Genomic DNA, 16,138 nt, shown 5'->3' with positions numbered 1-16,138 from the left:
CTGCAGCTGTTCATTTTTTATCGGTCTAAAAATGACTGACGTTCATTCACAACAGGAAGGGTGTTATCATTGAGTTGGCTCCTCGTAATTGTTGCGGGTTTTTTGGAAGTGGTGTGGGCCTCAGGTCTTAAACATGCGGATTCATTCGCCGATTGGCTGATGATCTTTGTACTGATCGCGGTAAGCTTTATCATGCTGATACGATCTTACAGGAACATTCCGATGGCGTCGGCTTATACCGTATTTGTCGGGATCGGAACGGCCGGCACATATGTGACAGGTATTTTTATGGGCGAACCCTTTTCAGGAGGGCAAATATTTTTTTTAATCGTGCTATTGGGAGGCATTATTGGCATGAAGATGTTTACAAAAGAGAACAATACCCAATCAGGAGGTGATTGATGATGCCATGGATGTTTTTGGTGATTTCCGGAATCGAAGAGGTTATTGCAGCCATCGCTATGAAATATGTAGACGGCACAAGAAAAAAATGGCCGATCGTCGTCATGGTGTTGGGGTTTGGTTTGTCTTTTTTCTGCCTTTCAAAAGCAATGCAGGTGCTATCAGCCGGTGTTGCGTATGCGGTTTGGACCGGGATCGGCAGCATCGGCATTACGGCAGTCAGTTTATTTTGGTTTAAGGAGCGTATTCGTGCTCCGCAGCTGATCTCGCTTGGCTTTATTATTGTCGGGGTGATCGGCCTGCGCCTTACTTCATCTTAAATTTTAATTTACATTGGAGGTTGCTGATATGTTAAATCAGCTTAAATTGCGTCCGCTCGAAAGAGAAGACCTTCCGTTTGTCCACCGTCTTAACAACGATGCGAAGATTATGTCGTATTGGTTTGAAGAACCGTATGAGACTTTTGTTGAGCTGCAGGATTTATTTGACAAACACATCCACGACCAAAGCGAACGGCGCTTTATCATAGAGAAAGAGACTGAGATGATCGGATTGGTTGAACTGGTCGAAATTGATTATATTCACAGGCGGGCGGAGTTTCAAATCATCATTGATCCCGAGCATCAAGGGAACGGTTATTCGTCAAGCGCAACGTATTTGGCGATGAACTACGCATTTTCCGTCTTGAATTTGCACAAATTGTATTTGATCGTCGACGAAGATAATGCAAAAGCCATTCACTTGTATAAAAAGGCAGGATTCACAATCGAGAGCGAGCTGCAGGATGAATTTTTCGTCGACGGTTATTACCGTAACGCTATTAGAATGTGCATTTTTCAGGATGAGTTTTTATCACTTAAAAAAAGCAAAGAGGAAGGTATGCAGGGATAAACAAAAGAGATGGCGGCGCCATCTCCCTGCATGCTTTTTTAATTTTTCACACCTAATTGCGCTTTGGCTTTGTCGGGAATATCGTCTTTTTCAACCTCTTCCCATGACTTCACACCTTTATTTTCAGAATAGAAAAGCCGCAAAAACGCGCCTATGCGAAGGTTTTTATCAGCTGTGAATTCCATTGTTTTTTCTTGACCGTCTTCATCAAAACCAGTCAGTTCATATTTGAAGACGGAGTATTCCTCGCCGTCGTCAAAATTCGACGTGTCTTCCTTCCCGTTTCCGGTAATGTGAACATAATATTCGTCTGTCCCCACACGGTTTAAGTTGCATCCGCTTAATAATGCGGCAAATATGATCATCAGGCTGATCCATGCGATATGCTTTTTCACTTTTTCACCTCATTTATGATTCTGTCTAAGATGATAAGATTCATAGTCTGATAAAAAAATCGAATAACGTGACATCAACATTACACTTTTGTAAGGGATCGTTTTAGCACACTCACGCAAATTAAATTTCGATATCCTTTTTATTCAATAAAGTTTATAATATGGAAAAAGGGAGGAGCGCCAATGAAAAAAATCTTATGTTTGATGGTGTTTTCAATTATGACGGCCTTCGGTTTTCATATTCAGCCTGCTGAAGCTGCGGTTATAAAAGATGAAAAAAAGATGACCATGACAATGACTGAAGAACATGTGGGATTTTTTATGGCGGACAGCACCAATGTAAATTACTACCCGACATGGCTATATTATAAGTTTACGATTTTTAATGCAGAAGGCTGTACACTCAACATCAAGCTGCAGAGAATCACTTTAACAGGACATGCGATCACTTTAAGCGAGAAAGAGTTTACGGGAAATCATCTTCATTTAAGTGCTGCGGATAAAGTGAGCGGGACGCCGAACCGAAATCATTTCTTGGATGTCACAAAAGTGACGGGCTGCGGAGATGTTGGAATTACAGGTTTTTACGGCTTTGAGCATCAAATGCCGGGCTACTCATCATAAAGAAAGCCCAGGAGAGGACTTTTCCAGAGTCCTTTTTTCATATCAGGGTTAAAAAACGTTACATATCGGGAGAAAAAAATGAAAAAACAAACGCTGCTTTTATTGAGAGGCGTCATCCTCTTGCTCCTATGTTCTGCGGCTGGTTATGCTCTTTATCAGCATGTTGCCGGAGACCGGAATGAACAGGCAGGCGCCGCTCTTCATCAGCAGGCATTACATTTTAAATTATCGACTTTAGAGGGCGGTGACATCGAACTGAAAAAATTACGGGGAAAGGCGGTACTTGTCAACTTTTGGGGGACTTTTTGTACACCGTGCAAAGAGGAGATGCCGGTCATGCAAAAAGCTTATGACCGTTTTAAAGGAGACGGTTTTGAAATCATCGCTGTCAATGTGCGTGAATCGAAAGGTGCGGTAAAGAGCTTTGTCGACCGCCACGGCTTAACTTTTCCGGTCGCTTTGGATCAAGCGGCTGAAGTTTACCGTTCTTGGGAAATTTATTATTTGCCTACAAGTATATTCATTAATCGGGAAGGAAGACCAGAGCGGATGTATGTCGGAGGAATGTCTGAGCGGCAAGTTGATATGTGGATTGAAGACCTTCTTAGCGGTTCATAGAAACTCATTTAAAAGGGATAGACAAACACCTATTGTTCTAATCGTTCATAAGGTAGCTCAGGAGAGGAGCGATCTTATGTTTTTTCATATTAAAGAACTGCAGTATCATGCAAAGCCTGAAAAACCCGATCCATTATTTGCGAAAAAGCTACAGGAAATACTGGGAGGACAGTTCGGGGAAATATCAGTAGCTCTGCAATATCTTTTTCAAGGCTGGAGTGTCAGAGGAAACGGCAAGTACAAAGATCTGCTGATGGATACTGGAGCTGAAGAGCTCGCCCATATCGAGATGCTGGCGACGATGATTGCAAGGCTTTTGGACGGTGCGCCGGTCGGCGATCTAGAAAAAGCGGCAAAAGATCCTGTGATCGGTGCCATTCTCGGAGGGATGAATCCGCAGCATGCCATCGTATCAGGATTAGGAGCGATGCCGGCCGACAGTGTGGGAAACCGCTGGACCGCCGATTATATTATTGCAAGCGGAAATTTACTTGCTGACTTTCGGGCAAATTTAAACGCGGAATCGCAGGGACGCCTGCAGGCCGTCCGTCTTTATGAAGAGACGACGGACCGCGGTGTTAAAGATATGCTGTCCTGGCTGATTGCAAGGGATACGATGCATCAAAACCAGTGGCTTGCAGCCATTAAAGAACTGGAAGCGAAAGAAAATGTCGTCGTCCCAAGCACGTTTCCGCGCAATCTGGAAAAAAGGGAAGTCTCCCATGTATTATTTAATTTTTCAAGAGGCAACGAGAGCGCTGCAGGCAGATGGGCGAAGGGACCGAGCATGGATGGGGAAGGCGTTTTTCAGTATGTTGAACATCCTCAGCCCCTTGCGAAAAAACCGGTGTTAAGACCTGCGCCTCCATATATTCATGATACGCCGCCATCAGTCATCCAACATCCCCGGGATGACGTACTGCCTCCGAATCTTTATTGATCAGGTTCAATTCGTATGATCATATTTCGGGCTTGCAGCGAATAGCCATATTGAAGAATGGTATTTAAAGGGAGGCGCAAGCTTGAAAACTTATAAGGAGACAGCCGTTTTTGAACATAAATTTTGGCTTCAGGTTTTAGGTGATCATGCGCGTTTTATTTTGGACTCTTTGGCCGAAAGGGAAAAAGAAGATATTCAAAAGGCGAAGCAGTTCAAGCAGACGTTTGATGTTTTGCTGAAAAAAGTGAATGCTTCGCCTGATTTGTATTCATTAACGCTTGAAGCTGAAGAATATGCCCTTCAGTTCAGGAAATTTAAACTCTCCATCATTAAAAGGCACCTGACAGGCGATATTAAAATTCACCTTTCTCCGACTTTTATCAACCATATGGTAAATGAACTTGAGGAATATTTGCTTGTGCTCAAATACTTGAAAAAGCGGGAAGTGCCGCCTGTTTTCCACGAGCTGCACCACCATATGCTGTGGCTGATGGATGCCGCCGGACATGCTGGTGCAATTGCCGATGACTTGGATGCGGTTGAAAAACGTTTGAAAGAAAAGAGCAGGGAGTTTGTCAAACACTTTGATCAGTTCTACATTAAATCCGTTGAATTGACGGGGTATCTCAGAGCGAATGTTGAATCTTTTCCCGCTCTCAGAAGGATGAACAAAGACGTGAAGCTTGAGATCGAACTGTTCCGTACCTTTTTGAAAGAAGTGGAGGAGTTGGAGCTTACAGATCAGATGCTCGGTACGTTCTCTGCACTGATGGCAGACCATATGATGAGGGAAGAATGCTATTATTTAATGAAAATCGCCGAATCGACAAATACGCAAAAACCTGCGTGCGACCCTGCAAAACCGAGGCTGCTTGAAAAGTAATGCCGGCGGTTTTGCTATTTTTTTGATGAAGCTGCGAATCGATTTGGTACCTGCTAGGTTTGCACAGCCTTTTTCATGCGGTTATAATTCAGAATATATAGATAACCTAAAGACTGTTTGGAGGGCCTTTTCGTGCAAGTCAGAAAAATAAAAGCTTCAGATGCAGAAAGCTATCTGAAACTTTGTGAAACGATCGATGAAAAATCTGAATTCATGCTGTTTGAACCAGGTGAACGAAAGCTTCAAGCACAACGGCAAATCAAACAGATCGAATCCGGAATGTGCGAAGTTTTTGTTTGTGCGGCTGACGACGGAAGCTTAATCGGGTATGTTGCAGCAGCTAGGGGGGCAGGTTCAGAGAGCTCGCCACCGCGCCCATGTGGTGATCGGCATACGCCAAGCGTATATCGGACAAGGTATTGGAGTAAAGCTTTTTCAGGCATTGGAAAAATGGGCCTGTGAAGAAAAGCTTCACAGACTTGAACTGACTGTTATGACTCATCATACAGCTGCCGTTCGTTTATACAAAAAAACGGGCTTTATCATTGAAGGCACTAAAAAGCATGCTTTGAAAGTAAAAGGGCAATATGTTGATGAATATGTCATGTCCAAATTAATCGACGAACAGCAAAGGGAGGTTTCAAATGAATGACGGGTGCCATCAGGCCATTGCTGCTGTCAGCTATTACAAAACAGAACGGACGATTGATTTTAACCGGCAAACTTATACAAAAAAGCAGAATCAAATGTACTTGTACAACGATAAAATTTTAACAGCAAGCCGCCAGTATCGTTTGGAGCACGTCTATGACGTTTCATACAGACCTTTTTCCGAGGCCGGTTTGCTTTACCTCCATACGAACCAGGGGGTATTTGCTTATGAAGTGAACGTTGACCCCGGGTATTTCATTGAGGCTTTTAAAAAACAGAAAAATCCAATTAAATAAATTGCAATATATATGAAGTTTTTAGCAGTAAATGCTAGAATGAATGTTGGGAATTTTGCAAGGGAAGAAACATACCGGCCTGTTAGGGCGATTGGCCTTGTTGACTTACCGGGCTTATGTCACTTGGCGGTGTTTATATGTCACTGCTATGCTTGATGAAAGAACGTCCGCTTAGGCTGCAAGTGTATGTTTGAGCAAAAGATTTTAAGCGTCTTTTTCCAATTTTCTTTAACATAACGAGTCCTTGACGTTCCCAGTGTATCTAAATACATAGGCGGTTTAACTTAATTAGAGAAGTAGAGAGGACAGGACAGCTTAATGAAAAAGAAGAAACAGAATACGGTTCAAAAGATCGTAGAAGCCGGATATCATCTGTTCGCCCAAAATGGATATTCGGCAACCTCTGTAGATGAAATTATGAAAGAAGCCGGTTTTTCTAAAGCTACGTTTTATTTGTATTTTAAGTCAAAGGAGATGCTGTTTCTCCATATTATGAATGAGCAGATGGAAGATCGCTTTCAAACCAGCATGAATTGTTTTCGAAAAAAGACGCTGAGGGGATTGCTCGCAGGGATTGAACACTTGATTCAAACATCAAATAAAGAGCATTCGACAGCTTTATTTTTGGAATTTATGGCAAATAGTCATAGATATCCTGAGATTCAAAGAAAAGTAGCCCTTCTGTATGAGCAGTGGAGGGAGTTTTTTGTCGAAATGATCGAGCAGCTGCAGGAAGAAGGCATCGTTCAGAAACAGCTCAATCCGAAGGTGATGGCGTCTACGCTGATTGCGATATTTAACGGCTACAACCATCAACACCACGCGGATCCGTCGATTAATAAACAGGAACAGCTTCAGTCCATTATTTTCTTGCTGAATCCGAAGCTGCATCTCCAGATAAAAGATAAGCTATTAAATACATGATAAACTTTTGAAACAGCCGGCGCTGCCGACCTTGAGTCGGCGGTTTTTTGCACTTCGGTACGCCGCAAAACAAAGCAAATCAAATGCATCTGTTTAATATAGTTGACACAAGCAAATCGTTATTATACAATTATCTCGAATTCGAGATAATCAAAAAGGATGAATACCATGGGCAGTCAGGATATGGAGAGATACGAAGAGGAGTTGTCTTTAAAGGCATTTATTGTCTTGTCTCGAGCATTACAATCGATTAAAAAGCGCGTGGAAGAAGACATTAAATGTTTAGGATTAAACCCAACTGAGTTTGCTGTTTTAGAATTAATCTATAGTAAAGGTGATCAGCCGATACAAAAGATAGGCGAAAAGGTATTAATCGCAAGCAGCAGTATTACCTATGTTGTAGATAAGCTGGAGAAGAAAAATTTAATAGTGAGAAGGCCTTGTCCTAAAGATCGCCGTATAACATACGCTGTCTTAACGAATGAAGGAACTGCGCTGATGAACAATCTATTTCCAAAACATAAAACAGCTATGAAAGGCATTTTCGGCGGGTTAGACATAAAAGAAAAAGAGGTTCTAATTGAAAAATTAAAAAAACTGGGCTTCCATGCCCAAAGCATGTAAATTTTTTTATGATAATATCTCGAATTCGAAATATATGAATTCATAATAATTATCGATTGTGAGGTTAGTGGTGATGACCGAATTTTTAGAATTAGTAAAAGAAAGACGATCAGCAGGTAATTTTCTTCCCGGGTATTCTATTTCCGAACAGGAGCTAAATGAGATATTTGAGATCGTTAAATTGGCCCCCTCTGCTTTTAATTTGCAGCATACAAACTATATTACCGTATTAGATAAAGAAAAGAAGAACATGTTACATAAAGCAGCTAATGGCCAATACAAGATCCTAAGCTCGTCGGCAGTCATCATCGTTTTGGGTGACAAAAGGGCCTTTCATCAAGCAAAAGACATCTACGAAGGTTTAAAACTGCTCGGAGTCCTCAATAAACAAGAATTCGATGATATGGTTCATGATACTGTTTCTTTCTATCAATCCAGAGGAGAAGAATTTCAAAGGGATGAAGCCATCAGGAACGGTTCATTATCTTCTATGCTCTTGATGATGGCTGCTAAAGAAAAAGGTTGGGATACTTGTCCCATGATTGGCTTTGATCCTCTAAAGGTGAAAGAGGTATTGAATATAAGTGAACAATATGAGGTTGTCATGATGATCACCCTCGGGAAAGAAAAAATAGAAAGCAGAAAACCACGGGGATTTAGAAAACCTGTAAATGAATTTGTAACCTATATCTCATAATAAAGCTAAGTTTCTTGAAAGAGGAGTGAAATAAAATGAAAAAGAAAACAAGCGGAATCCATCACATTACAGCGATTGTCGGCCATCCTCAAGAGAATGTGGATTTTTACGCTGGCGTTCTAGGTTTACGTTTAGTGAAAAAAACCGTTAATTTTGATGATCCGGGAACATACCACCTGTATTTCGGCAATGAAGGCGGAAAACCGGGAACGATTATTACATTCTTTCCATGGGTAGGTGCCCGTCGAGGAGTAATCGGAGATGGTCAGGTGGGAGTTACTTCTTACATCGTTCCTAAAGGTGCAATGGCATTTTGGGAAAACAGATTAGCAAAATTCAATGTGCCTTATACAAAAATGAACCGTTTTGGAGAGGAATACTTGGAATTCGATGATCCGCATGGACTTCATCTGGAAATTGTCGAAAGAGAAGAAGGGGAAAAGAACAACTGGAAGATAGGAGAAATAACACCGGATAATGCAATCAAAGGATTTGGCGGAGCCACACTTTTATCTAAACAACCGGAAAAAACGGCTGAATTATTAGAGAAGGTCATGGGGCTTGAAAAAGTTGGGGAAGAAGGAGATTTTGTACGTTTTCGTTCTTCTGGTGACATAGGAAATATGATTGATTTGAAATTAACAACTATAGGCAGCGGGCAAATGGGGACTGGTACAGTTCATCATATTGCCTGGAGAGCTATTGATGACAATGATCAATTAGAATGGCAAAAATATGTTGCGGAAAATGGTTATCGTGTTACACCTGTGCAAGACAGAAATTATTTTAACGCGATTTATTTTAGAGAGCACGGGGAGATCTTATTTGAAATAGCCACAGATCCTCCAGGATTCGCCCATGATGAATCACATCAAACAATGGGAGAACAGTTAATGCTGCCAGCTCAGTATGAACACTACAGAGAGCAGTTAGAAAGAAGGTTAATTCCTATAACAGTGAAGGCGCTGGATTAATTTTGTAAGGAAGTGATTCAATGCTGTCCATTGATCCGCATACAAAAACAGAAAGAGAGAACTACAAGTTTTTAATCGGGAGTATTATACCGAGACCTGTTGCGTTTGTTACAAGTGTATCAGAGGAGGGCGTCTTAAACGGAGCTCCTTTCAGTTATTTTAATATTGTATCTTCAAATCCTCCGATGATCTCCCTGTCTATTCAACGTTCTGAAGGGAGCCAAAAGGATACAGCAAGAAATATTTTGAACAGCAAAGAATTTGTGGTTCATATCGTTGATGAACAAAATGTTGAAAAAATAAATACAACGGCCGCAAGCTTACCTCCAAATCAAAGTGAAGTTCAGTTAGCGGAGTTAACCCCTGTTGAAAGTGTGAAAGTCTCGGTACCGGGCGTTAAAGAGGCAAAAGTGCGTATGGAATGTGTTCTCGAATATTCATTAGAGTTGGGAGATAAATATTCCCCCGGCTGCGATTTGATAATAGGCAGAGTCGTTCAATATCATATCAAAAGCGGTATTTATGAAAATGGAAAAATCGATCCAAGAGGCCTCGGTGCCATCAGTCGCTTGGCCGGACATGATTACGCAAAGATTGGTGAAATCTTCACCAGGAAAAGACCTAAGTAATAAATCACCTATAATATCTCGAAATTGAGATTTATTAAATTGAAATGTTTTAAGTTTATTCTAGTAAGGAATAATAATGGCAGCGAAACACTTTCAAGGGGGTGGTCCTTAAAAGGTTTACCAAAAAGAAAACAAAAAAGCGGGTGTGAAAATATGGGGTTTTTAGACAAATTATTTAGAAAATCAAAGGAGATGGATCATATGTCAAATGTAAAATTAGCTGTAGTTTTTTATAGTATGGGCGGAACAAACTATCAATTAGCCAAATGGGCTGCAGAAGGAGCAAAAGAAGCAGGTGCTGAGGTCAAAGTATTAAAAGTACAAGAATTGGCTCCGCAATCAGTCATTGAGGGAAATGAAGTGTGGAAATCAACTGTTGATGCAACAAAAGACATTCCAGTTGTAACCTCAGAAGATATAGAGTGGGCAGATGCTATTATATTCAGTACACCAACACGTTTTGGTAATATGGCATCCCAAATGAAACAGTTTCTTGATACACAAGGTGGACTTTGGGCAAATGGCAAGACAGTTAATAAGGTTGTAAGTGCAATGTCCTCCGCTCAAAATCCACATGGTGGTCAAGAAGCAACGATCTTGTCCTTATATACTTCTATGATGCACTGGGGAGCTATTATTGCTTCTCCTGGATACACTGATCCTGTCCTATTTGGGGCTGGCGGAAATCCATATGGAACGAGTGTTACAGTCGATCAAAACGGGAAGATGATTGAAGACGTAGAAGCTGCAGTGAAACATCAAGCAAAACGCACAGTGACAGTAGCTGAATGGGTTAAAAAGGGCAATCAAGAATAATTGAAATTTAAAAGAGCCAAATGATTGGCTCTTTTTTTTAGTATGTGCTCAGCTTATAGTTGGTTCCGCTGAATAAAGGCAGCATGCCGCTTCTCTTATTTGTGCGAACGCGCCATGATATACGCGGCATAAAGAGTAAGATATCCGACATATCCTATAACGATGCCATGTAGGAGGAATAACTGCTGATTTCGCGATGTTAAAATTTTTTTCTATTAAATTTTAAAAAAATGAAACTTTAAGTTCATATGAACGTAAACATAAGTGAAATCATTTTATTTAGTCATACGATCAATCAACAAATGCAAAAGGGGTGAAACAAAAGTGAAGGTCATGATTGGTTCGATCATATTGCTATCCATTATAGGGTTTGGCGTATGGCTTATGTTAAGCCCGCTTTTTAAAAAAGTCGGAAGCGGGGCGAGCAAAATAAAGAAAACGCTGGAGGATGACAAAGATGAATGAAAAACAACCAAAGAAAAATAAAAACAAAACGCTGCTCGGCGGAATCATTGTCGCTGCCGCTTTAATTATTGGAGGATTCACGGCTTCCCTGTTCATCGAGAAAATTCCGAACGGATATGTCGGCGTCGTTTATTCCCCGAATGGCGGGGTGAAATCAGAAACGCTGGATCAAGGCTGGCATTTAGTGGGGCTGTTTGACAAAGTCACAAGATATCCGGTGCGGATGCAAACGGTAAACAATCAGGATATTCAAGTGGCTACTTCTGACGGCAAAAACATCTCAATGGACATCGCCTACAACTATGTCGTTCAGCCTGATAAAGTTGTAGAATTGTTTAATAAATTCGGAGCGGTGGATATTGAATCAATCGAAAACAGCTACTTGAAAACAAGGCTGTGGGACGCTGCAAGAAAGTCGATTTCCAAATACTCCGTCATTGATACATACGGTCAAAAATCATCTGATGCTGCTGCAGAAATCCAAAAAACATTTGCAGATGATATGAAGGGACTCGGCTTTGTCATTGACGATTTAACACTCGGTGTGCCAAAGCCTGATAAAGCGACCCAGGAAGCGATTGACGCGCGGGTGAAGTCTTCGCAGGAACTGGAAAGAACGCAGACAGAGCTGAAGATCGCCGAAGCGGAAGCGAAAAAGAAAAAGATCGAAGCCCAAGGTATTGCCGAGTACAACGAAATTATTAAAAAGTCGATGTCAGATGAAATGATCAAGTATCAATGGATTCAAAAATGGGACGGAAAAATGCCTAAAGCGACCGGATCGAATTCCCTGATCCAGATTCCGACCGATGAGAAAGGAAAATAAAACGAAAAAATCCCTTGCCAAGGGATTTTTTTCATCTCGGGCACCCGTATATAATGGTGTTAACAATCGCTTCTGGACAGGGGGGAAGATGATGTTTGCTCCGGACGCCATTCTCCGTACGTGGAGAAAATTCGATGCTTTTCCGATGGAAACGCTGACAAAGGCATGGTTTTATCATCAGGCTGGGAATAAGAAACAGCGGAATGTATCGATGATGAAGGAACACTATCAAGAGTACGGCATTGCCGGCAATTGCTTTGACCTTTCGATTTGGCTGCTGGATGAGTTTACAAAAGACGGAGTGGAAGCTTTTCCGATCGGCCGTTTGTTCAAAACAGAACGCGCCCATGCCGCAGTCATCGCTCTTGATGAGAGAGGGCGGCGCTTTTTGTGTGATCTGGGAGACCAATGGCTGCAGCCGATTCTGATCGACTGCGAATGTGAAGATTATACCAATGAAAAGCTGGACGGCTTTTTCCCGGCTGCACAAGTTCAAGTCATGCCGACAGCCGGCGGAGTTGAGGTCCTTTACCATCGGCCGAACGGAAAGGTGTCAACTCAAGTCTACTCAACAGACCCTGTTGACATGTCCGTTTTCTTGGAGGCGGCTGAATACTCGCAAGCGGCATTGAAGCCTGCGCCTTTACTGGAATGCAGAATTCCGTTTCAATATGAAATCGCGCATTGGGAATTCAGCGGCTGGGACATATATCTTAGCACGAGCCAAGGATTATACAGAGAAGCGAAGCCGGACACAATTGAAGGCTGGACTGAGAAAATCCATGATGTCTCAGGATACGATAAAAATGTGCTTAAGAAAGCATTGGAGATTTATCAAACCCGCACATGATCTTAAACCTTGAAAAAAACTCATTTTATACATATCATGTGGAAAGAGGAGAGGATTAGATGAGCCATTATGACCAGCAATACAATGCAATCATTCAAAAAATTATTGAATCAGGGATCTCCGATGAAGAATATCAGGTTCGGACGAAGTGGGATTCAGACGGAACGCCGGCTCATACGCTGAGCATCATGAGCGAAAAAATGCGGTTTGACAATTCAGAAGTGCCGATTTTGACGACGAAGAAGGTGGCGTGGAAAACGGCCATTAAAGAGCTGCTTTGGATTTGGCAGCTGAAATCCAATGATGTTCAAGTTCTGAACGATATGGGGGTTCATATTTGGGATCAATGGCGGCTTGAAGACGGCACAATCGGAGCAGCGTACGGCTATCAATTAGGGAAGAAAAATAGAGCGGTTAACGGTCAGAAAGTCGATCAAGTGGACTATTTACTCCATCAGTTGCAGCATAACCCGTCTTCACGCAGGCATTTGACCATGCTGTGGAATCCCGATGACTTGGACGGCATGGCCTTGACGCCCTGCGTCTATGAAACGCAATGGTATGTGAAGGAAGGAAAGCTTTCTTTGGAAGTAAGAGCGAGAAGCAATGACATGGCGCTCGGCAACCCGTTCAACGTGTTCCAATATAATGTCTTGCAGCGCATGATCGCTCAGGTCCTCGGTTATGAGCTGGGCGAATACATCTTCAATATAGGTGACTGCCACATCTATACCCGTCACATCGACAATTTAAACATTCAGATGAAACGCGAGCAGTATGAAGCGCCTAAGCTGTGGATCAACCCGGACATCAAAAACTTTTATGACTTTACAATCGATGATTTTAAATTAATTGACTATAAGCACGGCGACAAGCTGACATTTGAAGTTGCCGTATGAACAGGCGGATTTGCCGCCTGTTTTTTTGTTGGGGGAATGAATCATTTTCTGAAAATACGTTGCGTATCCGGCTGCCGCATGTATACTGACGGCAGCCGTGTTGACGTTTAGAGCGGATGCCAAAAGTACGTGCAGTTTAAAAAAGCTCGAAATCGAGCTTTTTCAAGGTTATGACGGAGCAGAAATGCAAACACCGGAGAGATTTTCGTCTAAACGTTCATTTACACAATCTAAACGTCTTTTTCACAAAGAACCCGAAAAGCAAAAACAATTCTCTCTTAATCTGTTAATGAAACCAGCATATACAAGGGGAGGTTGTTTTTGTCATGATCAAAAAATGGGCGGTTCATCTGCTGTTTTCCGCATTGGTACTGCTTGGGCTTTCGGGAGGCGCCGCATATTCTCCTCAGCAAGCCGAAGGTGCTGCAAGGTATGATGACATATTGTATTTTCCGGCATCGCGCTATCCAGAAACCGGCGCTCATATAAGCGATGCAATCAAAGCGGGGCATTCAGATGTCTGCACGATTGAAAGATCGGGAGCGGATAAGCGCCGCCAGGAATCATTGAAGGGGATTCCGACTAAGCCGGGCTTTGACCGTGATGAATGGCCGATGGCCATGTGTGAAGAAGGTGGCAAAGGAGCGTCGGTCAGATATGTAAGCTCATCGGATAACCGCGGAGCCGGCTCCTGGGTCGGGAACAGGCTGAGCGGTTACGCCGACGGGACCAGAATTTTGTTTATCGTTCAATAACAGGCAAACAACAAAAATATTTCCTTAGGGAAACATTTTTTGTTGACGTAAAAACCTTTATGGGGGATAATGGTAATGTAAGCATATTATCAATCCCTCTGTTTCAGGTTCGCATCCTTCATTGCCAAATGGATGTGAGCCTGTTTTTTCGTGAAAAAAAACCGCCGGTCGGCGGTTTTGCTGATGAGTCCGATTTTTAATGAACGGTGCGGAAAACGCCGATGACTTTTCCGAGAATCGTCACATTCTGAAGGATGATCGGCTCCATCGTCGGGTTTTCCGGCTGAAGGCGGATATGGGTTTCTTCTTTGTAAAACCGCTTAACAGTCGCTTCGTCGTCTTCGGTCATCGCAACGACGATATCTCCGTTGTTTGCGGTGTTCTGCTGCTTGACGATCACATAATCTTGATCAAGAATTCCGGCATCGATCATGCTTTCTCCCATGATCTCCAGCATGAAGACGTGCTCATCCGGCGGCACCAGGCGGTCGGGAAGCGGAAAGTATTCCTCAATGTTTTCGACTGCGGTAATCGGTGTACCGGCCGTCACCTTTCCGATGACCGGAACATTGACAACCTGGTTTTTCGGAATGTGAATTTCTTCCTCTGTATCGAGAATTTCGATCGCTCTCGGCTTCGTCGGATCCCTTCTGATCAATCCCTTCGTTTCAAGCCTTGCCAAGTGGCCGTGTACCGTCGAACTTGACGCCAGGCCGACCGCTTCTCCGATCTCCCTGACGGAAGGCGGATAGCCTTTGCGCTTCACTTCTTCTTTAATGAAACGCAAAATATCAAGTTGTCTTTTTGATAGCTTCGTCATTTTTTGCACCTCAAAACGTCGATTTTAGCTAGATTATAGCATGTTTTTCCTTTGAGTACAAACATAGGTTCGAAAAAAACAATTGACAGAAACATTTGTTCGTATGTATACTGAAATCATAAAACCGAACAAACATTCTGGGGTGATGGATATGAAAAGTGAATCATTGATTTTTGTCAGTCTGTTTACTGCTGTGATCAGCTGCTGTATTCTGTTTGTGTCTTTTGCCGGTAAAATCGAAGAAAGAAAGCAATATGTTAAAATAGAAGTGCAAGATGGCGATACATTGTGGGAGCTGGCCGACCGGATCAAAGGCGGAAAACCCGCAGACAAACAAAAATTCATTGAGTGGGTCGCCGATAAAAACAATCTGCCGACCTCTGTCATTAAGCCAGGTGATGTCTTGATCCTGCCGTTAGCCAAACAGCACTCCGATCAATATCAGCTTGCAGTTGTAGAATAAAAGATTGAGGGGATTTCCATGAATGCGATTATTTACACCAGGGTAAGCACTGCGAAGGAGCAGCAGGAAACCTCATTAAAGCGGCAGGAAGAAGAGCTTCAGTCGCTTGCCGCCGAACACGGGATGAACGTCGTGAACGTCATTTCCGAGCAGGCGAGCGGATATGAAATGGACCGCGACGGCGTCTTCGATCTGCTCGAGGAAATCAAAACATCAGATATTGACGCGGTTTTAATACAGGATGATACGCGGCTTGGCAGAGGGAATGCCAAAATTGCCCTTCTTCACTGTTTATATAAAGAAGGCGTTCAAATCTACACGCTGGCTCACCGCGGAAAGCTTGAGCTTTCCGAAGCGGACTCGATGGTTTTGGAGATTGTCGGCATTGTTGAGGAATACCAGCGGAAAATACATAACTTGAAGATTAAACGGGGAATGAAGAAGGCGGTCGAAAACGGCTACCGCCCGGAGAGGAACCTGAAACACCGCAATGAAGGCGGCGGGAGAGAGCGAATCGAAGCGCCTCTTTCAGAAATCGTCAGACTCAGGGAGAACAAGCTGACGTTTGCGGAGATTGCAGCCGTGTTGAGAGGGTTCGGATACAGCATTTCAAAAGCAACCGTTCACCGCCGCTACCAGGAGTATAAGGACGGCCTTGCAGACTAATCTGTTGTCAAACGAAAGCTGATTTAGTAG

At 42.8% G+C, this 16,138-nt stretch carries 24 protein-coding genes; 22 read left to right on the top strand and 2 right to left on the bottom strand.

Annotated elements, in window-relative coordinates; genetic code table 11:
* Positions 1 to 69 precede the first annotated feature (69 nt).
* The 3 genes from H2R00_RS05470 to speG are packed head-to-tail and all read left to right on the top strand — an operon-like array spanning position 70 to position 1,293.
* Positions 70 to 402 carry a DMT family transporter gene (locus H2R00_RS05470; RefSeq protein WP_076791210.1) on the top strand — a complete coding sequence of 111 codons (333 nt, stop codon included), beginning with the start codon at positions 70 to 72 and terminating at the stop codon, positions 400 to 402.
* 2 nt (positions 403 to 404) lie between these two features.
* Entirely contained in the window at positions 405 to 722 is a 318-nt protein-coding gene (locus tag H2R00_RS05465) for a DMT family transporter (protein ID WP_154995191.1), read from the top strand.
* A gap of 28 nt (positions 723 to 750) precedes the next feature.
* A complete protein-coding gene (gene speG, locus H2R00_RS05460; RefSeq protein WP_154995175.1) occupies positions 751 to 1,293 on the top strand; it encodes a spermidine N1-acetyltransferase in 543 nt (180 codons plus the stop codon).
* A gap of 38 nt (positions 1,294 to 1,331) precedes the next feature.
* Here the strand turns inward: speG and H2R00_RS05455 are convergent, their stop codons facing one another.
* Complete coding sequence (locus H2R00_RS05455; protein ID WP_154995173.1) at positions 1,332 to 1,688, bottom strand: YxeA family protein; 357 nt, start codon at positions 1,686 to 1,688, stop codon at positions 1,332 to 1,334.
* Positions 1,689 to 1,871: 183 nt separating this feature from the next.
* Between H2R00_RS05455 and H2R00_RS05450 the strand changes: the two genes are divergently transcribed.
* From H2R00_RS05450 to H2R00_RS05370, 17 genes are all read left to right on the top strand, one after another.
* Positions 1,872 to 2,312 (top strand): hypothetical protein, encoded by a 441-nt coding sequence (locus tag H2R00_RS05450; protein ID WP_154995171.1) that lies wholly within the window; start codon positions 1,872 to 1,874, stop codon positions 2,310 to 2,312.
* Between the two features lie 78 nt (positions 2,313 to 2,390).
* Complete coding sequence (resA, locus tag H2R00_RS05445; protein WP_154995169.1) at positions 2,391 to 2,930, top strand: thiol-disulfide oxidoreductase ResA; 540 nt, start codon at positions 2,391 to 2,393, stop codon at positions 2,928 to 2,930.
* Positions 2,931 to 3,006: 76 nt separating this feature from the next.
* The gene (locus tag H2R00_RS05440) at positions 3,007 to 3,870 is read left to right on the top strand and encodes a manganese catalase (RefSeq protein ID WP_154995168.1); all 864 of its coding nucleotides are present in this window, start codon (positions 3,007 to 3,009) and stop codon (positions 3,868 to 3,870) included.
* Between the two features lie 82 nt (positions 3,871 to 3,952).
* Positions 3,953 to 4,753 (top strand): DUF2935 domain-containing protein, encoded by an 801-nt coding sequence (locus H2R00_RS05435; RefSeq protein WP_182070620.1) that lies wholly within the window; start codon positions 3,953 to 3,955, stop codon positions 4,751 to 4,753.
* Positions 4,754 to 5,081: 328 nt separating this feature from the next.
* Positions 5,082 to 5,405: a GNAT family N-acetyltransferase gene (locus tag H2R00_RS21145; protein WP_244958285.1), complete on the top strand. Its 324-nt coding sequence runs from the start codon at positions 5,082 to 5,084 to the stop codon at positions 5,403 to 5,405.
* The gene (locus tag H2R00_RS05425) at positions 5,398 to 5,700 is read left to right on the top strand and encodes a hypothetical protein (RefSeq protein ID WP_009328240.1); all 303 of its coding nucleotides are present in this window, start codon (positions 5,398 to 5,400) and stop codon (positions 5,698 to 5,700) included. Before H2R00_RS21145 ends, H2R00_RS05425 begins: the two co-directional genes overlap by 8 nt.
* A gap of 318 nt (positions 5,701 to 6,018) precedes the next feature.
* Positions 6,019 to 6,624, top strand: a complete 606-nt coding sequence (locus tag H2R00_RS05420; protein ID WP_154995165.1) for a TetR/AcrR family transcriptional regulator — start codon at positions 6,019 to 6,021, stop codon at positions 6,622 to 6,624.
* Positions 6,625 to 6,792: 168 nt separating this feature from the next.
* Complete coding sequence (locus H2R00_RS05415; protein WP_154995163.1) at positions 6,793 to 7,248, top strand: MarR family winged helix-turn-helix transcriptional regulator; 456 nt, start codon at positions 6,793 to 6,795, stop codon at positions 7,246 to 7,248.
* Between the two features lie 73 nt (positions 7,249 to 7,321).
* Positions 7,322 to 7,945, top strand: a complete 624-nt coding sequence (locus H2R00_RS05410) for a nitroreductase family protein (protein WP_154995161.1) — start codon at positions 7,322 to 7,324, stop codon at positions 7,943 to 7,945.
* Between the two features lie 35 nt (positions 7,946 to 7,980).
* Positions 7,981 to 8,919 (top strand): ring-cleaving dioxygenase, encoded by a 939-nt coding sequence (locus H2R00_RS05405; protein ID WP_182070619.1) that lies wholly within the window; start codon positions 7,981 to 7,983, stop codon positions 8,917 to 8,919.
* 20 nt (positions 8,920 to 8,939) lie between these two features.
* Positions 8,940 to 9,548 carry a flavin reductase family protein gene (locus tag H2R00_RS05400; protein ID WP_182070618.1) on the top strand — a complete coding sequence of 203 codons (609 nt, stop codon included), beginning with the start codon at positions 8,940 to 8,942 and terminating at the stop codon, positions 9,546 to 9,548.
* 201 nt (positions 9,549 to 9,749) lie between these two features.
* Positions 9,750 to 10,364 (top strand): NAD(P)H:quinone oxidoreductase, encoded by a 615-nt coding sequence (gene wrbA / locus H2R00_RS05395; protein ID WP_043926462.1) that lies wholly within the window; start codon positions 9,750 to 9,752, stop codon positions 10,362 to 10,364.
* 324 nt (positions 10,365 to 10,688) lie between these two features.
* Entirely contained in the window at positions 10,689 to 10,829 is a 141-nt protein-coding gene (locus tag H2R00_RS05390) for a DUF8570 family protein (protein WP_023857597.1), read from the top strand.
* Entirely contained in the window at positions 10,822 to 11,655 is an 834-nt protein-coding gene (locus H2R00_RS05385; protein WP_003182213.1) for a prohibitin family protein, read from the top strand. Before H2R00_RS05390 ends, H2R00_RS05385 begins: the two co-directional genes overlap by 8 nt.
* Before the next feature lie 88 nt (positions 11,656 to 11,743).
* Positions 11,744 to 12,505 (top strand): hypothetical protein, encoded by a 762-nt coding sequence (locus H2R00_RS05380; protein WP_182070617.1) that lies wholly within the window; start codon positions 11,744 to 11,746, stop codon positions 12,503 to 12,505.
* A gap of 59 nt (positions 12,506 to 12,564) precedes the next feature.
* Positions 12,565 to 13,404, top strand: a complete 840-nt coding sequence (locus H2R00_RS05375; RefSeq protein ID WP_154995152.1) for a thymidylate synthase — start codon at positions 12,565 to 12,567, stop codon at positions 13,402 to 13,404.
* Positions 13,405 to 13,730: 326 nt separating this feature from the next.
* The gene (locus H2R00_RS05370; protein ID WP_154995150.1) at positions 13,731 to 14,159 is read left to right on the top strand and encodes a NucA/NucB deoxyribonuclease domain-containing protein; all 429 of its coding nucleotides are present in this window, start codon (positions 13,731 to 13,733) and stop codon (positions 14,157 to 14,159) included.
* Positions 14,160 to 14,355: 196 nt separating this feature from the next.
* On the opposite strand, the gene lexA is transcribed toward H2R00_RS05370, so the two are convergent.
* The gene (gene lexA / locus H2R00_RS05365) at positions 14,356 to 14,979 is read right to left on the bottom strand and encodes a transcriptional repressor LexA (RefSeq protein WP_154995148.1); all 624 of its coding nucleotides are present in this window, start codon (positions 14,977 to 14,979) and stop codon (positions 14,356 to 14,358) included.
* A gap of 151 nt (positions 14,980 to 15,130) precedes the next feature.
* Here lexA and yneA point away from each other — a divergent pair, with 151 nt between their 5' ends.
* Together yneA and H2R00_RS05355 are read left to right on the top strand one after the other, a co-directional pair.
* Entirely contained in the window at positions 15,131 to 15,442 is a 312-nt protein-coding gene (gene yneA / locus H2R00_RS05360) for a cell division suppressor protein YneA (protein WP_154995147.1), read from the top strand.
* A gap of 18 nt (positions 15,443 to 15,460) precedes the next feature.
* Positions 15,461 to 16,108, top strand: a complete 648-nt coding sequence (locus H2R00_RS05355; RefSeq protein WP_043926443.1) for a YneB family resolvase-like protein — start codon at positions 15,461 to 15,463, stop codon at positions 16,106 to 16,108.
* The last annotated feature ends 30 nt before the right edge of the window (positions 16,109 to 16,138 follow it).

The sequence above is a fragment of the Bacillus haynesii genome, from assembly GCF_014042035.1.
Taxonomy (GTDB): Bacteria; Bacillota; Bacilli; order Bacillales; family Bacillaceae; genus Bacillus; species Bacillus haynesii.
Note: the sequence above shows the minus strand (reverse complement) of the source record. Positions and strands in the feature narration are given on the sequence as shown.